Annotated in this window: 14 protein-coding genes and 1 pseudogene; 8 read left to right on the forward strand and 7 right to left on the reverse strand. The window is 67.2% G+C overall.

Going from position 1 to position 16,104, the window contains the following annotated elements; genetic code table 11:
- Positions 1-175 precede the first annotated feature (175 nt).
- Positions 176-2,470 carry a catalase/peroxidase HPI gene (gene katG / locus VIK36_RS19050; RefSeq protein WP_324643217.1) on the forward strand — a complete coding sequence of 765 codons (2,295 nt, stop codon included), beginning with the start codon at positions 176-178 and terminating at the stop codon, positions 2,468-2,470.
- A 64-nt stretch (positions 2,471-2,534) separates the two neighbouring features.
- Here the strand turns inward: katG and VIK36_RS19055 are convergent, their stop codons facing one another.
- On the reverse strand, positions 2,535-3,776 hold the full coding sequence (locus VIK36_RS19055; RefSeq protein WP_324643219.1) for a GAF domain-containing sensor histidine kinase: 1,242 nt from the start codon (positions 3,774-3,776) through the stop codon (positions 2,535-2,537).
- 143 nt (positions 3,777-3,919) lie between these two features.
- On the opposite strand from VIK36_RS19055, the gene VIK36_RS19060 reads away from it, so the two are divergent.
- Both VIK36_RS19060 and VIK36_RS19065 read left to right on the forward strand, forming a co-directional pair.
- Complete coding sequence (locus VIK36_RS19060; protein ID WP_324643220.1) at positions 3,920-4,438, forward strand: GNAT family N-acetyltransferase; 519 nt, start codon at positions 3,920-3,922, stop codon at positions 4,436-4,438.
- 27 nt (positions 4,439-4,465) lie between these two features.
- Positions 4,466-4,765, forward strand: a complete 300-nt coding sequence (locus VIK36_RS19065) for an antibiotic biosynthesis monooxygenase (RefSeq protein WP_324643222.1) — start codon at positions 4,466-4,468, stop codon at positions 4,763-4,765.
- Between the two features lie 205 nt (positions 4,766-4,970).
- On the opposite strand, the gene VIK36_RS19070 is transcribed toward VIK36_RS19065, so the two are convergent.
- From VIK36_RS19070 to VIK36_RS19085, 4 genes and pseudogenes are all read right to left on the reverse strand, one after another.
- Positions 4,971-5,156 carry a hypothetical protein gene (locus VIK36_RS19070; protein ID WP_141159249.1) on the reverse strand — a complete coding sequence of 62 codons (186 nt, stop codon included), beginning with the start codon at positions 5,154-5,156 and terminating at the stop codon, positions 4,971-4,973.
- A 104-nt stretch (positions 5,157-5,260) separates the two neighbouring features.
- Positions 5,261-6,874: an AMP-binding protein gene (locus tag VIK36_RS19075; protein WP_324643223.1), complete on the reverse strand. Its 1,614-nt coding sequence runs from the start codon at positions 6,872-6,874 to the stop codon at positions 5,261-5,263.
- A gap of 115 nt (positions 6,875-6,989) precedes the next feature.
- Positions 6,990-7,572 (reverse strand): annotated as a pseudogene (locus VIK36_RS19080) (response regulator).
- Entirely contained in the window at positions 7,569-8,879 is a 1,311-nt protein-coding gene (locus VIK36_RS19085) for a sensor histidine kinase (protein ID WP_324643225.1), read from the reverse strand. The pseudogene VIK36_RS19080 and the gene VIK36_RS19085 overlap by 4 nt, the downstream one beginning before the upstream one ends.
- Before the next feature lie 167 nt (positions 8,880-9,046).
- On the opposite strand from VIK36_RS19085, the gene VIK36_RS19090 reads away from it, so the two are divergent.
- A complete protein-coding gene (locus VIK36_RS19090) occupies positions 9,047-10,150 on the forward strand; it encodes an ABC transporter permease (RefSeq protein WP_324643226.1) in 1,104 nt (367 codons plus the stop codon).
- Between the two features lie 31 nt (positions 10,151-10,181).
- Positions 10,182-10,904, forward strand: a complete 723-nt coding sequence (locus VIK36_RS19095; protein WP_255173389.1) for an ABC transporter ATP-binding protein — start codon at positions 10,182-10,184, stop codon at positions 10,902-10,904.
- Here the strand turns inward: VIK36_RS19095 and VIK36_RS19100 are convergent.
- Positions 10,882-11,634, reverse strand: a complete 753-nt coding sequence (locus VIK36_RS19100; protein ID WP_159630406.1) for a ZIP family metal transporter — start codon at positions 11,632-11,634, stop codon at positions 10,882-10,884. The two genes, VIK36_RS19095 and VIK36_RS19100, sit on opposite strands and share 23 nt — an antisense overlap.
- A 200-nt stretch (positions 11,635-11,834) precedes the next feature.
- Between VIK36_RS19100 and VIK36_RS19105 the strand changes: the two genes are divergently transcribed.
- Positions 11,835-12,311 (forward strand): sensor histidine kinase, encoded by a 477-nt coding sequence (locus VIK36_RS19105; RefSeq protein WP_255173390.1) that lies wholly within the window; start codon positions 11,835-11,837, stop codon positions 12,309-12,311.
- A 117-nt stretch (positions 12,312-12,428) separates the two neighbouring features.
- Here the strand turns inward: VIK36_RS19105 and VIK36_RS19110 are convergent, their stop codons facing one another.
- Entirely contained in the window at positions 12,429-13,058 is a 630-nt protein-coding gene (locus VIK36_RS19110) for an NADPH-dependent FMN reductase (RefSeq protein WP_324643227.1), read from the reverse strand.
- Here VIK36_RS19110 and VIK36_RS19115 point away from each other — a divergent pair.
- Both VIK36_RS19115 and VIK36_RS19120 read left to right on the forward strand, forming a co-directional pair.
- Complete coding sequence (locus VIK36_RS19115; protein ID WP_255173392.1) at positions 13,057-13,209, forward strand: hypothetical protein; 153 nt, start codon at positions 13,057-13,059, stop codon at positions 13,207-13,209. The two genes, VIK36_RS19110 and VIK36_RS19115, sit on opposite strands and share 2 nt — an antisense overlap.
- A 177-nt stretch (positions 13,210-13,386) precedes the next feature.
- On the forward strand, positions 13,387-16,026 hold the full coding sequence (locus tag VIK36_RS19120) for a Tat pathway signal sequence domain protein (protein WP_324643229.1): 2,640 nt from the start codon (positions 13,387-13,389) through the stop codon (positions 16,024-16,026).
- Positions 16,027-16,104: the final 78 nt, after the last annotated feature.

A 16,104-nucleotide genomic window follows, 5' to 3' on the forward strand; every position in this document is an offset into this window, starting at 1 on the left:
GCAAGTGGCGGACAGGAGGTGCCGGACAAATTGCGAGGGACGGGGCAATGACAGGCCGGGTTTCACCCATGGCGTAGGAGGGTCTTCTGCTGTCACCTGTCCATGTTCAAATAGGAGGGTTGCACCGGCTGCCCGAGTCCAACCGCGGCCTCGGCCCAACGGAAGGAATAAGCACATGACCGATCCCCAAGACCATCCCCCGGTCCCCACTCCCGGGAGCGCACAGGGCCTGGACCAGAAGGTTGAGGGCGGGTGCCCGGTGGCCCATGGCAGTGCCACCGCCCAGGGCAGTGAAAGCGAAAACCCGGCGATCGATTCGCCGACCCCCAAGGGACACCGGCCACGGACCAACCAGGACTGGTGGCCCAACCAGCTGGACCTCTCCGTGCTGCACACGCACGGCCAGGCGAGCAACCCGCTTGGCCCGTCCTTCAGCTACCGCGAGGAATTCCAGAAGCTCGACGTCGAAGCCCTCAAGCAGGACATCAGCCAGGTCCTGACCACTTCCCAGGACTGGTGGCCGGCGGACTTCGGCCACTACGGCGGACTGATGATCCGCCTGAGCTGGCACGCTGCCGGAACCTACCGCGTCCACGACGGCCGCGGCGGAGCTGGCGACGGCAGCCAGCGGTTCGCCCCGCTGAACAGCTGGCCGGACAACGCCAACCTGGACAAGGCCCGCCGTCTGCTGTGGCCCGTCAAGCAGAAGTACGGCCAGAAGCTCTCCTGGGCCGACCTCCTGGTCCTCGCCGGCAACGTAGCCCTCGAATCCATGGGCTTCAAGACCTTCGGCTTCGCCTTTGGCCGCGAGGACGTCTGGGAGCCTGAACAGATCTTCTGGGGCCCGGAGGACGCCTGGCTCGGAGATGAGCGGTACACCGGTGAAGGCACCATGGCGGACAACGTCGGTTCCACCGAAATGGGCCTCATCTATGTCAACCCCGAAGGCCCCATGGGCAACCCGGATCCCGTGGCTGCTGCCGCGTTCATCCGTGAGACGTTCAAGCGCATGGCGATGAACGACGAAGAGACCTTCGCGCTGATCGCCGGCGGCCACACGTTCGGCAAGACCCACGGTGCCGGTCCCGCAGACGCACACGTGGGCCCCGAACCGGAGGGTGCAGACCTCGAGACGCAGGGCCTGGGCTGGCTCAGCACCTACGGCAGCGGCAAGGGCGGCGACACCATCACCTCCGGCCTGGAGGTCACGTGGACGGACAAGCCCACGCAGTGGAGCAACCGCTTCCTGGAAATCCTCTTCGAATACGAATGGGAACTGGTCAAGAGCCCCGGCGGCGCCCACCAGTGGGTTGCCAAGGACGCTCCCGAGATCATCCCGGACGCGCACGACCCCAACAAGAAGCACCGGCCCACCATGCTGACCACGGACCTGTCGCTGCGCTTCGACCCGGAGTACGAGAAGATCGGCCGGCGTTTCCTGGAGAACCCGGACCAGTTCGCCCTGGCCTTCGCCAAGGCCTGGTACAAGCTGCTGCACCGCGACATGGGACCGGTGGGCCCGCACATGCTGGGGCCCTGGGTTCCGGAGGCTCAGCTGTGGCAGGATCCTGTTCCCGCCGTCGACCATGAACTGATCGGCGAGCAGGACATCGCCCAACTCAAGGCCAAGCTCCTCGACTCCGGCCTGACCATCCCGCAACTGGCGGGCACGGCCTGGGCGTCGGCTGCAACGTACCGCAAGACGGACCGGCGCGGTGGGGCCAACGGCGCCCGGATCCGGCTGGAGCCGCAGCGCGGCTGGGAAGCCCACGAACCGGAGCAGCTCGATACCGTGCTTCCCGTCCTTGAGCGCGTGCAGGAGGAGTTCAACTCGGCACAGTCCGGCGGCAAGAAGGTCTCGCTCGCGGACCTGATCGTCCTGGGAGGTGCCGCCGCGGTGGAAAAGGCAGCAGCCGACGCCGGGTTCCCCGTCACGGTGCCGTTCCGTCCGGGCCGCACGGATGCCACGCAGGAGCAGACCGACGTCGAATCCTTCCAGTACCTGGAACCGCGGGCCGACGGCTTCCGCAACTACCTGCGCCCCGGTGCGAAGGTCCAGCCGGAGACCCTCCTGCTGGACAAGGCGTACATGCTGGACCTTTCCGCCCCGGAGATGACGGCACTGGTGGGCGGCATGCGTGCCCTCGGCACCAATGTGGGCGGCTCCAGCCACGGTGTACTGACGGACAAGCCGCAGGTCCTGACGAACGACTTCTTCGTCAACCTGCTCTCGCCCGGCACCAAATGGAAGGCCTCCGAGTCCGAGGAGAACTCGTACGAGATCACCGACGTCACAACCGGCGAACTCAAGTGGACGGCTACTCCGGTGGACCTGGTCTTCGGCTCCAACTCCCAGCTGCGGGCACTGGCCGAGGTCTACGCCAGCGATGACGCCAAGGAGAAGTTCGTGAACGACTTCGTGGCCGCCTGGGCAAAGGTCATGGAACTGGATCGCTTCGATCTGAACTAGCCGGAATAACCCAGTCTCCGGGCCGGCTGCATTCCGCAGCCGGCCCGGAGCTGTTTGGCGCTTCTTATTGGTCAGCCGGGAAGCTGATGACCGCTGTGCTCCCGCCGCCGGGTGACTCTTTCAGGCTCAATTCGCCGCCGTGCGCCTCGGCAATGCGGCGGCAGATGGCCAGCCCAAGGCCGGAACCGTGCCCGTCCCTCTGCCGGTGCAGCCGGACCAGTGGTTCCAGCACGCGCTGCCGGTCCGCCGGCGCAATGCCCTTGCCGTTGTCCGCCACCAGCACAGTGATGCCGTGGTAATTCGAAATGCCGCTGATCCGCACGTTGAGGTCCCGGTCCGGGCTCCGGTAGTTCATGGCATTGGCCACCAGGTTCTGCAGCAGGGTTCGCAACTGCCCCGGGTCCACGTGGAGCTTCATCTCCTCGCTGTCCAGGACGGCTCCGGGCCCGAAGGACAGGCCCAAATCCCTCGCCACCTCGGCCGCCACTTCCTGGAGGGATACGCGCTGCCGCTGGAGGACTCCGCCCATCCGTGAGTAGGTCAGGACGTCCTCGAGCATGGCCAGCATGCGGTGGCCACTGGCGCCGATGATCTGCAGGTACTCGGCCGCCGGGTGGTCCCCGTCCACTTCATCGTCTGCCAACTCCACGTAGCCCAGCATGGTGGTGAGTGGTCCGCGCAGGTCATGGCTGACGCGTCCGGCAAACTCCGCCAGCTTCGCATTGCTTTCACGCACCTCGTCGAGGGCACTGTTCAGCTGCAGCGTGCGCCGCTGGAGCTCGAGCAGCTGCACTGCCTGGCGGGCCAGGATCTCCAGCATGTCCAGCTGGTCCTTTTCGGGTGTGCCCGCTGAATTGGAAAAGACGCACAGGGACCCCAGCACGAACCCCGACGACGTCTCGAGCGGAACCGAAGCATAGAACCGGACGGCGGCGATTTCCCCTGTCACAAACGGATTCGATGCGAGACGGGGGTCCAGGGATGCGTCCGGGACAACCGTTGTCTTCCCCGAGAGGAAGACTTGTGCGCACATGGAGTCCTCCCGGGCGCAGACGGCGGCCTCAAAGCCGACGGCGGCCACCTGCTGTTGCTCATCGGAAGTGACAACGTTGATCACGCCGTAGGGGACGCCGCAGAGCTTTGCGGCCAACTGAACAAGGTTCTGGAGGGGTTCCATTGAAAGCGCCTCATCAACGCTCCGCTGCCGTCCCCCGCTGTTGGCGAAGGTGAACCCATACTCCTGCAGTAATTCGTCCCGTCCGAGTGGATCGCCGAGCGCTGCTGTCATCGAGTGCGTGCCAACCATGAACGTCCCTTCCCAGACCGCAAAGGGGTCCCCGGGGAGATAGTACAGGCCACCACCTGTGTCCCGGGAATACGTTTCCCCGCTCCTCTGCCGCGCGCCGGGATCCCGAGGCATCGCTCCGGCAGGCGGCATAGGATCCAGGTATGGCCCAACTCATCGTCCCGGACCCAGCCCTCCACTCTTCCTGGCTGGAGGGAACTGCGGAGTTCCAAGGTGCCCACCTGGACGGCGCAGGCGCGGAGGGCTGGTCCCTGGCCGATCTCCGGGACTCCGCCGTCTTTGGCCGCTTCGTCGATGTCCTCATCAAAGATGCGCTGCCGGACACGGTGCGGAAGCCAGGCTACGTGCCCTGCACCTATCTGTGGATTGCCGACGGCGGCACGTTCCTTGGGTCCCTGGCCATCAGGCACGGGTTGAACGACTACCTCCTCAACGAAGGTGGGCATATCGGCTACAGCGTCCGGCCCTCCGCCAGGCGCCGCGGCCATGCCGCGAAAGCACTTGCCGATGCGCTGCCCCTGGCACGGGCGCTGGGAATCGCGCGGGTTCTCCTGACGTGCGACGAGGACAACGCCGGCTCGCGTGCAACCATCGAGAAGAACGGCGGCCAATACGAGGACACGCGCAACGGCAAGCGCCGCTACTGGATCGACACCGAATAGCCGGCGAACGCGTGCCAGACTTGGCGGGTGATCACAGAACACGCGCTGCTTCCGGTCATTCCCGGCCGGGAAGAGGACTTCGAGGCAGCTTTCGCCCAGGCCCGGCACATTATCGCTTCAATGCGTGGCTTCGTCGCCATGTCCCTGTCGCGCTCGATCGAATCCCCCCACACGTACCTGCTGCTCGTTGAATGGGAGTCGCTGGAGGACCATACAGTGGGTTTCAGGGGATCCCTTGGGTACCAGCAGTGGCGTTCTTTGCTGCACCGCTTCTATGAGCCGTTTCCGGTGGTGGAGCACTTCGAAACCGTTAGCGCCACGCCGTAAGCCGCCGCGCGGACGTTGGGGGGAAGCCCCCGCGCGAGTCTCGCTCCAGCGCAGGGGCTTCCAGTGCTTCCTGCCGGGGAACTGGCGTTGGAAACAGTTATAAATTACCGGCCGGTAGCTTGCGGGAATCACAGATTGCAGCGGCTTTGGCCAATCTTGATGGAACTTTGAGGGTGGCCTGGGCCACTTTAGTCAGCCGGCCCCTTTAGTCTGCCGGGCCCGCCGAGGCGTCGGGGTCCTCCTCCGGCTCAAAAGTGTTGGGCTCGGCCCCATCGGAGATCCCGACGCCGTCTTTCCCGCCGGGGATCCCGCCGTCGGGGTTTCCTTTCCTGGCCGCCGTGTCCTCCTGCGGTTCGTCCTCAGGCAGTGAATCAGGTGAATTGATGGACATCGCTCCTCCTTCTGTGGCTGGGCCTCAACGCTAACAGCCGGTGCCGGAAAAGGCTCCGGAACAACTCGAGGTTTTCTGCCCCTCCCCCAAAAAACCGCCGACTGCTAGCTGCCGGATGCGGCTGCCCGCTGCTGCCTCAGGATGTAGCGCTGGAGCTTTCCCGACGGCGTCTTGGGCAGGTCCGCAACGAAGTGGATGCGGCGCGGATAGGCGTGGGCGGCGAACTGCGTCTTGACCATGGTCTGCAGTTCAACCACCAGGGCATCACTGGCGGCGGCGCCGTCCGCCAGGACAACATAGGCCTCCAGGACTTCACCGCGCAGTTCGTCGGGAGCGCCCACCACGGCACTTTCCAGGACCGCCGGATGGGTGGACAGGACGCTTTCCACGTCGAACGGGCCAATCCGGTATCCGGCCATGATGATCACGTCATCATCGCGGGAGGAGAAGAAGTAGTAGCCGTCCGCGTCCACCATGCCCGCGTCCCCGGTCAAGTACCACTTGCCGTCCGCACTGAACCTTTCGGCGCTCTTCTCCGGGGCATCCTGGTAGCCCTTGAACCACATCATGGGGCTCCCGGCCACGTTGACGGCTACTCGGCCCAGTTCACCCGGCGCAGCCGGTTCGTCAGCGTTGTCCTTGAGGACCGCGCAGCTCCACCCCGGCAGGGGCCGGCCCATGGAACCCGGCCTCAGTTCCGTCCTCACGTCGTCATGCCAGGCGTTGATGATCATCATTCCGTGTTCGGTCTGCCCGTAGTGGTCCCGCACCGGAACGCCCAGCACCTCCCGCGCCCAGCTGATCACCTCAGGGGTCAGCGGTTCTCCGGCGGATGAAGCGCGCCGAAGCTGGAAAGGACCCGTTCCGGCGTCGGCTTTCGCGCGCATGGTGCGGTAGACGGTGGGCGCTGCGGCGAAGTTGGTGACGGAAAATGCCTCCAGAACCCTAAAGCTGAGTTCCGGCGAGAACCCGGGGCGCAGCAGGATGTTTCGCCGTCCCGCCGCCATGGGACCGAGGATCCCGTAGTACAGGCCGTACGCCCAGCCGGGGTCTGCGGCATTCCAGAAGACATCCCCTTCATCGACGTCCAGGCCCAGTTCGACGTACTGGCGGAACGCTGCCAACGCCCGGACCGGCACCGGCACGCCCTTGGGGGCGCCCGTGGTGCCGGACGTAAAGATCAGTACCAGGGCACCGTCACCTCCCACAGCTTCGGCGGCGATACCCGGCCGCTGCCTGGCCAGGAGCGGCGTGAGCGCCAGGTCCGGCTGGGAGGCTTCTTCACCGGCAACCACCACGGCGGCGGCCGTTTCCTGGAGCTTCGTCCGCTGGTCGGGGTCGGTGATCACCACCTTCGCACGGGAAGCGGTAAGGCGAAGTTCAATGGCAGGCCACGCAAAGGCCGTGAACAGTGGCACATGGACGGCCCCGCGCCGCCAAATGGCCAGGAGCATGACCACCAGGTCTGCCGACTTTCCCATCAGGGTGGCCACCGCGTCCCCGGGGCCGACCCCCAGTTCTGCCAGGGCGGCGGCTCCCCGTTCCGAGCGCTCCCGAAGCCCGCCGTAGGTGATGTCCTCCGAGGAAAGATCAGCTGCCACCACTGTGAAGGCAACAGCGTTGGGATCGTGGCTGTCGCACAGGAGCTCGGCCGCGCAGGCGTCCGGCGCACCGTAGGTGGCGAGAAGGGCATCGACGGCTGGAACCGGACGGGACATTCATTCTCCTTTGAACAACAGCACTTTGAAACACCGGCATTTGTCACACCTGGAATCAACCTACTGCACTGAGATGGCCGTCACATGCCGCGCCCTGCTGTCATGCGACGACAGGTCACCCCTGGGCGCCGGGCGGCCGGATGATCCGCCGCTGCGTCGCAGCAGCGATTGCGGCCGTGCGGTTGTCCACGCCGAGCTTGCCGTAGATGTGCACCAGGTGGGTCTTTACCGTCGCCTCCGAAATGAAGACCTGCCTGGCAATGGCGCGGTTGGACAGGCCCGTGGCCAGCAGTTCCAGCAGCTGCACTTCCCGCGGGGTCAGCCTGCAGCACCGCCTGGCGCAGCTGTTCCGGCGGGGCGTCCTTCAGCATGTAGCCGCTGGCCCCTGCCTCCACGGCGGCGAGGATGTCCGCATCGGTGTCATAGGTGGTGAGGATGAGCACCGGCGGCGGAGCGTCGAGCTTACGGATCTCGGCCGTGGCCGTGACGCCGTCCATGCCTTCCCCCATCTGCAGGTCCATGAGGACCACATCCGGCGCCTCGTCCAGGGCGGTCAACCGGGCCAGTTCTTTCAGAGCTGCCCTGCCGTCAGGGGCCTCCGCGGCGATCGAAATGCCTTCAAAGGCGGTGAGCATGGCACGCAGCCCGGCGCGGACCACGGGGTGGTCGTCCACCAGCAATACCCGTATGTCGCTCACGGTTCCTCCACCGAGAGCCTGATGGCCACCACTGTGCCCTCGCCCGGCGCCGACTCCACCGCCAGCGTGCCGTTCAAGGAGGCGACGCGTTCCCGCAGCGAGCGCAGGCCGAAACCGCTGCCGTCCGCTGCGCCCGCGGCACTTTCCGGAGCGGACGGGTCAAAGCCCGTGCCGTCGTCGTACACGTCCATGGTCACTTCACTGCCCAGGAAGGCAAGGCTGACGACGGCGGTGCTTGCCCGGGCGTGTTCGCGGACGTTGGCGAGACTCGCCTGCGCAGCCCGCAGCAGGGCAACGCGGACGGGCTGGGGCAGTTCCTGTGGCTCGCCGTCCACCTCCAGCCGGCAGCGCAGCGGCACCCCTGCGGCGTCGGCGTCTGTCCCGGCCCTGTCGCACAGCCGTCCCAGGGCCTCCACCAGGGTGGTGCCCTCCAGTTGCGGTGAGGAAAGGCCGCGGACAAAACTGCGGGCCTCGGCCAGGTTGTCCGCCGCGGTCTGCTGCACCAGCGCCAGCCGGCCTGAAGCCGTGGCGGCATCACCGTCGGCGAGCGACTGGCCGGCGGCCCGCCCCAGCAGCACGATGCTGGACAGGCCCTGCGCCAGTGTGTCGTGGATTTCCCGGGCCAGCCGCTCGCGCTCCGCCAGCACGCCCGCCTGGTGCTGGGACCGCGCCAGCTCCTCCCGCGTCCGCCGCAGCTCGTCCGCCGCGCGCCGTTGGTTTTCCGCCTCGCGGTACAGGGCCGCGTAGGCCAGGCCGGTGATGACGGAAAAGATCGCGCCCAGGACGGGCCCGACGACGGCCGCGGCGTGCGGGACAGGAGCACCGCTGGCGGCCCATTGGGAAGCGATGACCGCGACTGTCATCAGCGCGATGGTCAGGAGCGCGGCACGCCGTGGCAGCAAATGAAGGTGCAGGAAAAAGATGGGGAACGCCAGCCAGGCGAAATCGGCGCTGCCGGCGAGCAGGAAGACCCACAGTGCCGTGACCAGGCCCAGCCAGAGCAAACCGTAGCGGCGCGGATCCACCCCGGTCCGCCCCTCGGCATGGCGCTTCTCCAGGACCGTGCCGGCCAGGTAAACAGCAGCAAGGACGACGGCGGCGCCGGCGCACACCCAGCGCAGGGTACCTCCCGCTATCAGCATCCGGACCAGGCCGACGGCCAGCAGCAGCGCGAAGCCGGTGTGCAGCGTGACCCGCAGGATGCGGAGGATAGCTGCGGATGATGCGTTTTCCAGGGCGTTCAGCGGCCCCCGCGCGGAAACACCTGCGGCCTTCTCCGGTGGTTGCGGCAGGGGCGTGGCAGGCATTTCATCAGCTTATGCCGGGGACTGCGGGGAGGGGATCAACCGAAAGGTTGACTCCGGGCTCAACCGTTCCATGCCCGTGGCTCAACCATCCCCGCGATGTCCGTGGAGGCGCCGGCCGGGAAGGTGGAACTACAGAACAATCCATCCCTGCTGAGAGAAGAAACAACGTGTTCCTGGCAATCCGCGATATCCGCTTCGCCAAAGGCCGGTTCGCCATGATGGGCGGCGTCGTAGCCCTGATCACCCTGCTGCTGGTCATGCTGTCCGGCCTGACGGCGGGCCTTGCCGAGCAATCCACGTCCGCCATCGCCAGGCTCGGGGCAGCTGCGGCTACGCCGGTGGACACCATCGTCTTCGGCGCCCCCGGCTCCGGTTCCCCCAAGGCGTCCTTCACCGAAAGCTCGGTGACCGCCGCCCAGGTGGACAACTGGAAGGCCCGGCCCGGGGTCCGGTCCGCCGAACCGCTGGGCATCACCCAGACGCGGGCGCAGACGGCTGATGGTTCGGGGACGGCGAACGTGGCCGTCTTCGGCGTATCGCCGGGCAGCCCTCTGCCACCTGTGGAGGTGTCCGCCGGCACGGCCGCGGTGGGTGCCTCGGTGGCGGAGGCCTTGTCGGTGGGCCAGGGCGACAAGCTGTCTTTGGGCGGCGTGGAACTTTCGGTCGCGGCCGTGGTGCCGGACCAGTGGTACGCGCACACCAGCGTAGTGTGGACCGCGCTGCCCGCATGGGCCAAGGCGGCACACGTGTCCGACGGCGGACAGTTGGCTACCGTCGTGGCCGTCACTTACGCGGACGGGGCCACAGTGGATGAGGCCGCAGCGAACGCTGCAGCGCATACCGTCAGCGCGTCCCGCACCGGATCCTTCCAGGCACTGGGCTCCTTCAAAAGCGAAAACGGGTCGCTGACCCTGATGCAGGCGTTCCTGTACGGAATTTCGGCGCTGGTGATCGTGGCCTTCCTGAGCGTCTGGACCATCCAGCGCACCCGGGACATCGCCGTTCTCAAGGCCATGGGCGCGCCCAGCACCTACATCCTGCGCGACGCCATGACCCAGGCCGCCATTGTGCTGCTGGCGGGCGCCGGAGCGGGCGGGGCCGTGGGTGTTGCCGCCGGAGCATTCGCGGCCCAGGCGGCCCCCTTCCAGCTGAACCTGGGCACCACGGTGATTCCCGTCGTCGGGATCGTTGCCCTGGGCCTGGCCGGTGCCGCGCTGGCTGTCCGCCGCGTCACCAAGGTCGATGCGCTCCTGGCGCTCGGCGGCAACTAACCCCTCTTCCCTCCCCCGAAAGGAACGCTCCATGTCTTTTTCAGCAGCAACCGCTCCCCTGAGCCTGGTCAATGTCACCCTCGAATACCCGGACGGCGGCGGGACCACCACCGCCCTGGACCAGGTCAGCCTCACCGCCTGCGCGGGTCAGCTGGTCTCCCTCGTGGGCCCCTCAGGATCCGGTAAATCCAGCCTCCTGGCCACCGCCGCCACCCTGGTCCAGCCGACCCGCGGGCAGGTCATCATTGACGGCACCGATACGGCGGGACTCAAGGACAAGGAGCTCACCGCACTGCGGCGCGAAAAAGTGGGCATTATCTTCCAACAGCCCAACCTGCTGCCGTCACTCACCGCCCTTGAGCAGCTCGTCATCAGCGACCACCTTCGTGGCGGGAACGCCAAAGCGGCCCGGGTCAAGGCAGCCGAACTGCTGGACGTCGTCGGACTCGCCGCGGCCGCCGGCAAGCTGCCGCACCAGCTCTCCGGCGGTCAGCGCCAGCGCGTCAACATCGCCCGGGCGCTCATGGGGAGTCCCAAGGTACTGCTGGTGGATGAGCCGACGGCGGCGCTGGACCACGAACGGAGCGCGGCCATTGTGGGGCTGCTGCGGCAGGTGACCACGGAGTTTGGCGTGGCCACGGTGATGGTCACCCATGACACCGAGTTCGTGCCCCTGACGGACGCGGTGGCCACCATGCGGGACGGCAGGCTCACGGCGCCGGTCAGTGCCCTCAGCCCAAGTGGTGCACCGTAAACGCTGTCAGGAACCCCACGGACGCTGTCAGCCCGGTGAGGTTGTGGTGCTCCTCGAAGGCTTCCGGGATCATGGTGTCCGCCAGCATGGCCAGGATGCCGCCGGCCGCAACGGACGTAATGAACGCGACCAGCTCGTCCGGCGCATCCTCCAGGGCCACGTACCCCAGCAGCGCGGCCACCCCGCTCAGGATCGCGATTCCACCCCACAGTCCGAACACGTAGCCCCTGCTCCGGCCGGCCTTCTTCATGCCGGCTGTCCCGGAAAGCCCTTCGGGCACGTTGGAGATGAAGACGGCCGCCAGCATGGCAGGACTCACCGCTCCCCCGGCCAGCAGGCCGACGCCAAGGACCACGGATTCCGGTACGCCGTCCAGCAGCGCCCCGACGGCGATTGCCGTGCCGCTGCCGGGATCGTCTTTTTCGGAGGGCTGCTGGTCTCCGGACCGCTTGCGGTGCTTGGCGCCGGCCTTGGCCAGGAGCATATTGGCGCCGACGTACACCACAGCGCCGGCCAGGAAGCCTGCCACCGTGGGCCACAAGCCGCCACCTTTGACGGCCTCGTCCACCAACTCGAACGCCAGGGCAGAGATCAGCACGCCCGCACCGAACGACATGATGGTCGAGACCACCTTGGACGGTATGGACCACCGCCAGGACACGGCTGCTCCCAGGACCAGCGCCGCACCGGCACCGGTACCCCATACAAGTGACATCAACCAAGTAGGCATACGTGTTCTGTCCCCAGCTGCGCAGAACTGAAACACGGGGCCATCAAAGAAGTCCCGTTCGGTGGCCGGCGGGCCCTACCCGGCCCGTGAGGCGCCGCGCGCAGAATTGATGGGATCTTGAGCCAAACCTTACGATCCCCATACCTTGCGGGTCCACGCTGGAGAGATCAGACCAACCAGCTTGCGGGGAGCAGGAAGTCATGGGAAGCAGAACAGCGTTGGACAGCGACGTCACAACCGTGGGCGGCGTGCTGACAGACCGGCAGCCGCTGGATTTCCACACGTTGGGCCTCGCCGGCTGCATCGACCGGCTCACGGCGCCCATGCGGCAGCGCGGGACCGTCGTCCACTGGGATACCCCGCACTGGGGCATCGAGATCCCGGCGGACTCCGCGTCCCTCCTGTACCAGTCCGCCCGCGAGGCACTCAGCAACGCCTTCAAGTACTCCGCTGCGCACACGCTCACCATCCAGCTGGCAGCCGTTGACCACGGCATCCGCCTGGTGGTGGCCGACGACGGCACGGGCTTTGACAGCGACCTCGCCACCTGCGGGCGGCACCACGGCTATGGATTGCGGCTCATGGCGGTCGCCGTGCAGGAAGCGGGTGGGGCCGTGGATATCAGTGCCACCCCGGGGATGGGTACCAGCGTGACGGTGACGCTGCCGCTGGACTGACCCGCAGCCCCGGATCGCAGGCGCCGGACATGCCTGCCCATAGACTCGGATGCCCGCCGTTGCTGGGACGGCGGGCAGCCGTATGCCTGACGGAAAGCTCCCTGGTGGAGAACGGAACTAACGGGGAAGCTTGGCCGCATCCGGTTCCAGGTCGCCGATGTGTCCCGGGGCGTTCGCAGCCAGGACCCTCGCCACGAAGGCCGCATACTCGTCCATGTAGTGCCCCAGGAACTTGGCGGTGGACGCATCCTCGACCTCACCGTCGTCCCCAAAAGCTTCTGCCTTGTAGCTGATGTAGGCCTCCGGCGCATTCAGCTGCGGGGCATCGAGGAAGCTCAGGACGCTGCGCATGGAGGACTGCATCACCGCCGTGCCGATGCTGCCCGGCGAGGCGCCGATGATGCCGGTGGGCTTGCGGGCAAAAGAGATGGTTCCCCACGGGCGGGAGCCCCAGTCGATGGCGTTCTTCAGGGCGCCGGGGATGGAGCGGTTGTATTCGGGAGATACGAATAGGATCCCGTCGGCGGCCTCGGTGGCTTCCTTGAGGGCACGGCCCCCGGGCGGGAAGTCGGCGTCATAGTCGTAGCTGTACAGCGGGAGGTCCTTGATGGGAATCTGGGCGTCCAGCACACAAGCACGGCTGCGGCCAGAGGTGTGGATGCTCCTTGACAGGGCGGGTAGCGGGGCGCTGAATGAGGGGTACCGCAGAACACCGGCCCCGTCCCGGGACATGACAGGAGCAGCCATGACTGAGAATGCAGCAATGGGCGACGACAACCGGGTCCACAACCAGGCACCTGCCGAAGGCGACCCGGACGCAGACCCGCAGGACCTGCGCATGCATTCGCAGGACCCTGCCGAAGGAGCGGACGACGCCGGCGACGCCGCCGATAAGTAGCCCCTTCGCCGGCGGTACGTCCCACACCACACCTTCCACCTCACCCGGCAGGCTGTCCTGCCCCGCAGCAGGCCCTTGCCCGGAGGGCACTGGTCTACTACGTTGTAACTATAGTGAGAAAGCGCTTTCCCGTGGATGCGGGAGTCCTGCGCGCGGCAACCAGCGGAATTGGATGACATGGCGGACAGCACCCTCATCAGGTGGATCGACGGACAAGCTCCTGCGGAAATCAGCGGCGGAAGCACGTGGGGCATGCCGTTCCCACGCGGCACAGTGCCTGGGGTGGAAGCCCTGGCAGTTGCGGACGCCACCGGCGCCCGCGTCCCCAGCCAGGCGTGGCCACTGGCCACCTGGCCGGACGGATCCCTGAAGTGGGCCGGCGTCGCGCTCCCGGCGACCTGCTCGCCGTCGGACACCTACCACGTGACGGCCGACGCCGGCACAGCCACCCGGGCCGGCCGGCCGTCGTCGGGCATCGCCTCAGTCGTGGTCACCGAAAGCGCGGACGCCATCACCGTGGATACCGGCGTCCTGCAGATGGTCATCAACTGCGGCGGTTCAACCCTGTTCAGCAGCCTTTCCCGGGACGGCAGGACCGTTGCCCGGGACGCCCGGCTGGTCAGCCTGCTGCAGGATGGCATCCCCGAAGGGTCAGGGACGGCCAGGCGGGAGGCCTTTACCGGCGAGGTCACGGCCGTCGCCCTCGAACAAAACGGCCCGGTCCGGGCGGTGGTGCGGCTGGAAGGCCGGCACCGCCAGGATGGTCCCGGCAACGGGCGCTCCTGGCTGCCCTTTGTGGTGCGCTTCTACTTCCACGCCAACGCCCGCAGCGTGCGGATGGTGCACTCCTTCATCTGGGACGGCGACCCGGAGCGGGACTTCCTGGCCGGACTCGGCGTACGGTTCACCGTGCCACTGGAGGCCGAACTGCACAACCGGCACATCCGCATTGCAGGAGCCGACGGCGGTTTCCTCGCCGAGGCAGTCCGCGGCCTGACCGGGCTCCGCCGGGACCCGGGCGCGGAGGTGCGGGAGGCGCAGATCGCCGGACGCGCCACTCCCCCGGAACAGACCTGGAACCCGGAGGTCTCCGGCCGGCTGCACCTGATCCCCACATGGGGCGACTACACGCTCAGCCAGCTCAGCGCGGACGGTTTCGAACTGCGCAAGCGCACGGCTGCGGGCCACGGCTGGGTGGGCATCTCCGGCGGAACCCGTGCCGCCGGTTTCTGCTCGGTGAGCGACAGCCGCGGCGGCCTGGGAATCGGCATCAAGGACTTCTGGCAATCCCATCCGGGGCAGCTGGACATCCGCGGCGCGGCGGGCAGCGAAGCCGCCCTGACGGCCTGGCTGTACTCCCCCGAAGCGCAGCCCATGGATCTGCGGTTCTACCACGACGGCCTGGGGCAGGACACGTTCGAGGAACAGCTCGAAGGCTTGGAAATCACGTACGAGGACTACGAACCGGGGTTCGGCAACCCCACGGGCATTGCCCGCACCCACGAACTGACCCTGTTCGCCTACGAGGCCACCCCGCCAACCGAAAGCCTGGCCGCCGACGCCGCCGCTGCCTCCACGCCCGCCCTGCTCCAGGCCACTCCGGAGTACCTGCATTCCGCGGGCGTGTTCGGCGACTGGGCCCCAGTGGAGCGGAGCACGCCGGAACGGGCACGGCTGGAAGACCGGCTGGACTTCCTCTTCGATTTCTATGCCGGCCAGGTGGAGCAGCGGCGCTGGTACGGCTTCTGGAACTACGGCGACGTCATGCACACGTACGATTTCGACCGGCATGTGTGGCGCTATGACGTTGGCGGTTACGCGTGGGACAACTCGGAGCTCTCCCCGGACCTCTGGCTCTGGTACTCCTACCTGCGCTCCGGCAGGGCGGACATCTTCCGGTTCGCCGAGGCCATGACCCGGCATACCGGCGAGGTGGACGTCTACCACCTGGGGCCATGGAAGGGCCTGGGATCGCGGCACAACGTCCAGCACTGGGGCTGCAGCGCCAAACAGCTGCGGATCAGCACCCCCGCCTACCGCCGCTTCTACTACTACCTGACGGCGGACGAGCGCACCGGCGACCTCCTGGCCGAACTGGTGGACAGCGACCAAAACTTCCTGGGCCTGGACCCCGTCCGCAAAGTCCGCCCGGACGCCGCCACCTACCGGCCCAACCGGGGCGCCCTGGGCGTGGGTCTCGGGACAGACTGGGGCTCGCTCGCGGCAACCTGGCTCACCGACTGGGAAAGGACGGGCAACCCGCGCTCCCGCGACCGGCTGCTGGGCACCATGGCTGACATCGGCGCGCTCAAGTACGGCTTCCTCACCGGCGAGGCGCTGTATGACCTGGACAAGGGACGGTTCGACACCGGCCGGGAGCAGATCTCTGTGTCGCACCTCAGCGCGGTGTTCGGGCTGGTGGAGATCTGCAGTGAGCTGGTGGACCTGGCACCGGACCCGCAGTTCGAGCGGGCCTGGCTGCAGTACTGCCGGCTGTTCCTGGCCACGAAGGAGGAGCAGGTGGAGGCGGTAGGACAGGCGCTGGAGGGCATCCACCTGACCCAGGCGCACAGCCGCCTGACGGCCTACGCGGCGGCAAGGTTGCAGGATCGTGACCTGGCAGCCCGGGCCTGGGAGAGTTTTGCCGAGGGCGGGGAACACCTGAACCATGGATCAGCGTTCTCGCTGCGGCGGATCGCGCCCCCGTTCGTGCTGCAGCCGGTGGATGAGGCGCCCACCGTCTCCACCAATGACACCGCGCAGTTTGGGCTTGCCGTCATCCAGAACCTTGCGTTGGTGGGCCAGTACCTGGACTGACGCAACCTGCCCGGCCAAAACCGCGGCGGCGGCACCCGGCCCGGTGCCGCCGTCGTCCGCTTATCCCTTCCAGGCAAC

The sequence above is a fragment of the Pseudarthrobacter sp. LT1 genome, assembly GCF_035621795.1.
In the GTDB taxonomy this organism is placed as follows: domain Bacteria; phylum Actinomycetota; class Actinomycetes; order Actinomycetales; family Micrococcaceae; genus Arthrobacter.